This window comes from Mesobacillus sp., assembly GCF_049588175.1.
Lineage (GTDB): Bacteria > Bacillota > Bacilli > Bacillales > Cytobacillaceae > Mesobacillus.
In genome coordinates, this window is sequence record NZ_JBAVFI010000474.1 from 1 (window position 1) to 3,612 (window position 3,612).

The 3,612-nt window shown below is 40.8% G+C and carries 3 protein-coding genes; all 3 read left to right on the forward strand.

The annotated features are described in order from the left end of the window. The first annotated feature begins 75 nt into the window (after positions 1–75). Positions 76–303 (forward strand): hypothetical protein, encoded by a 228-nt coding sequence (locus tag WB217_RS11590; RefSeq protein WP_423993382.1) that lies wholly within the window; start codon positions 76–78, stop codon positions 301–303. A gap of 141 nt (positions 304–444) precedes the next feature. Continuing rightward, positions 445–3,048, forward strand: coding sequence for a bifunctional acetaldehyde-CoA/alcohol dehydrogenase (gene adhE / locus WB217_RS11595; protein ID WP_423993383.1), 2,604 nt, complete (start codon positions 445–447; stop codon positions 3,046–3,048). Between the two features lie 301 nt (positions 3,049–3,349). Then, a partial coding sequence (locus WB217_RS11600) for an SDR family NAD(P)-dependent oxidoreductase (protein ID WP_423993384.1) occupies positions 3,350–3,612 on the forward strand: 263 nt, incomplete at its 3' end.

Sequence of the window (3,612 nt, forward strand, 5' to 3'; positions counted from 1 at the left end):
GTTCAATATTTCACAAACTATTATTCTTTTCATGTGATATTCTTTAATTAGAAAAGGAAAAAGGAGTGAGTGAAGATGATTTATTGCGAATTTAAGCCTTTCTCGACTGATACTGAAACATATACGCAGGAGGTTTTTGAAGAATTGGCGGGTGATGAGTTTGAAGCTATGATGTTCATAGAGAATGAAAACATCCCGGCATACATCTGGACAGTTAATTTTGTCATCATCGTTAAAAGTGGTTCAAGATACATCACAGATTTATCATTTGAAAAAATTCCGAGAAATCCAGTTTGTGAGTGATATATTTTTTAAAACTACTTGTGAAATATTTCACAAACTAATGATTACTAAACGGTCATATCGACAATCGCTACATACAACACACCAACACACAAATCAGACAATATTAATTCAAAACAAAATTAATTGGAGGTTATAAAAATGGCGACAACTGAAAAAGTGATGAAGGAACAGCAGCCAGTAATTAATATGGTAGATAGCCTGGTGGAAAAGGGGCTTAAGGCTCTTGGGAAAATGCGTGAGCTTAAACAGGAAAGCATCGATATCATCGTAAAGGAAATGGCGCTAGCAGGATTGGATCAACATATGCAACTTGCCAAAATGGCGGTCGAAGAAACCAAACGAGGTGTATATGAAGATAAAATCATCAAAAATATGTTCGCAACAGAATATGTGTATCACAATATTAAGTACGATAAAACAGCGGGGATCATCGAAGAAAATGAACATGAGGGCATGATAACGATTGCGGAGCCTGTAGGTGTAATTGCCGGGGTAACTCCGGTAACGAATCCAACCTCAACAACGATGTTCAAAGCGCTGATTTCAATTAAAACGCGCAACCCGATCATTTTTGCCTTCCATCCATCTGCGCAGAAATGCAGCAGTGAAGCTGCGAGGATTTTAAGGGATGCCGCTGTGAAAGCAGGTGCTCCTGAAGATTGCATTCAATGGATTGAGAAGCCATCCTTAGAAGCAACGCAGGCATTGATGAATCACCCGAAAATCTCACTTATTTTAGCAACGGGCGGATCAGGAATGGTTAAATCTGCATACAGTTCAGGTAAGCCTGCTCTTGGTGTTGGGCCTGGAAACGTACCTTGTTATATTGAAAAAACAGCAAATGTAAGGCGTGCGGTCAATGATTTGATTTTATCAAAGACATTCGATAATGGTATGATTTGCGCTTCTGAACAGGCTGTGATTATTGATAAGGAAATTTACAATGATGTGAAAAAGGAAATGATTTCAAACAAATGCCATTTTCTGAACGATGAAGAACGAGAAAAAGTTGAGAAGCTTGTAATCAATGAACATAGCTGTGCAGTTAACGCGGATATAGTAGGAATGCCTGCGTATAAAATCGCTCAGATGGCTGGAGTTGCGGTTCCTGAAGATACAAAAATCCTGATTGCGGAATTGAAAGGTGTAGGCCCTCAGTACCCGCTATCAAGGGAAAAATTAAGTCCTGTTCTGGCTTGCTACAAGGTAAATAGCACCGATGAAGGCTTAAAGCGTGCTGAAGAGATGCTGGAATTTGGAGGGTTAGGCCATTCTGCCGTGATCCATACAAGCAGTGATGAAGTCATTAAGGCATTCGGACTAAAAATGAAAGCAGGTCGTGTAATTGTGAACGCACCTTCATCACAGGGTGCAATTGGGGATATTTACAATTCCTATCTGCCATCCCTGACTCTTGGCTGCGGTACTTATGGAGGAAACTCTGTATCCACGAATGTTGGTGCAATCAACTTGATCAATGTCAAAAAAGTAGCGAGAAGGAATGTGAATATGCAGTGGTTTAAAGTCCCATCAAAGATCTATTTTGAAAAAAATTCAACCCAGTATCTAACGAAGATGCCGAATATTTCTAAGGCATTCATTGTAACGGATCCAGGTATGGTAAAGCTTGGTTATGTTGATAGAGTGCTTTATCACTTAAGGAAGCGACCTGATTATGTTCACTGTGAAATTTTTTCTGAAGTTGAACCGGATCCATCAATTGAAACAGTGATGAAGGGTGCGGAAATGATGGCAAACTTCCAGCCTGACGTCATCATCGCACTCGGAGGCGGATCCGCGATGGACGCTGCAAAGGGCATGTGGCTGTTCTATGAGCACCCTGAAACCGAATTCCATGGACTGAAACAGAAGTTTCTCGATATCAGAAAGAGAGTCGTAAAATATCCTAAGCTTGGGCAAAAGGCTCAATTTGTTGCGATTCCGACTACTTCAGGAACTGGTTCCGAAGTAACGTCCTTCTCTGTCATCACGGATAAAAAGGCAAATATAAAATATCCGCTGGCTGACTACGAATTAACACCTGACGTAGCTATCGTTGACCCGCAATTTGTCATGACCGTTCCGAAGCATATTACCGCAGATACTGGTATGGACGTATTGACACATGCGATTGAAGCATATGTCAGTTGTATGGCGAATGATTATACGGACGGTTTGGCAATTAAGGCAATCCAGCTCGTGTTTGAATACCTGCCTAGGGCTTACCGAAACGGCAATGATGAGGTTGCCCGCGAGAAGGTTCACAATGCATCAACGATTGCTGGGATGGCCTTTGCCAATGCATTCCTTGGCATCAATCACAGTCTGGCTCATAAGCTCGGTGCAGAATTCCATATCGCACATGGACGTTCCAATACGATCCTTTTGCCACATGTCATTCGCTATAATGCAACGAAGCCCAAGAAGTTCACTGCTTTCCCTAAATACGAAAGCTTTGTAGCGGATCAGCGCTATGCGGACATCGCAAGAATCCTTGGACTGCCAGCACGCACGACAGAAGAAGGTGTAGAAAGTCTTGTGCAGGCGATCATCAAACTCGCAAAGGAAATGGATATTCCAATGAGCATTGAAGCAAATGGTGTTGACAAGGATGAATTTGAAGCAAAGGTAGATACACTTGCAGACCGGGCATTCGAAGATCAATGCACAACAGCCAATCCCAAACTTCCACTTGTATCTGAGCTCGCTGAGATTTACAGACTCGCTTATAAGGGTATATAGAACGAGAAAAGAACCAGCTCCATTTAATCTGGAACTGGTTCTTTTCTTTCTACACATGATTGTATTAAACTGTGCTATTGTATTCAAATCACAAATAAACTTTTTCAAATAAAACAAAAAACCCCGCTCTTTAACAGAGCAGGGAAATGAAGCAATAAAGAAAACGGTATTCACAGTATAGCACACTGTTAGTCAGTTCCCTAATCTTTTTTTATAAATTGTATAGACAAGCTCCAAGAAGACCATAAAAGCCTGCCATGATAAACTATAGGATAATATGAAAAATTGAGGTGTTACTATTTTGTTGAATGAAAATCTGGAGGGTAAAACAGTAATTATTACAGGAGCAAACAGCGGCATTGGTTTTGAGGCGGCTAAAACTCTTGCTGAAAAGGGAGCGCATGTCATTATGGCTGCTCGCAACATTGAAAAGGGGCAAATTGCGATTGATGCGATTTTAATAGAAAATAAAAATGCTCATGTTGAATTGATGCAGCTTGATTTGGCCGATCTAAATAGTGTCAGGGCATTTGCAGATGCTTTTACAGCCCGCTTTAATCAATT

Coding starts and splice junctions, on each gene's coding strand:
- WB217_RS11590 (WP_423993382.1), top strand. CDS start 76: ATGATTTATTGCGAATTTAAGCCTTTCTCGACTGATACTGAAACATAT.
- adhE (WP_423993383.1), top strand. CDS start 445: ATGGCGACAACTGAAAAAGTGATGAAGGAACAGCAGCCAGTAATTAAT.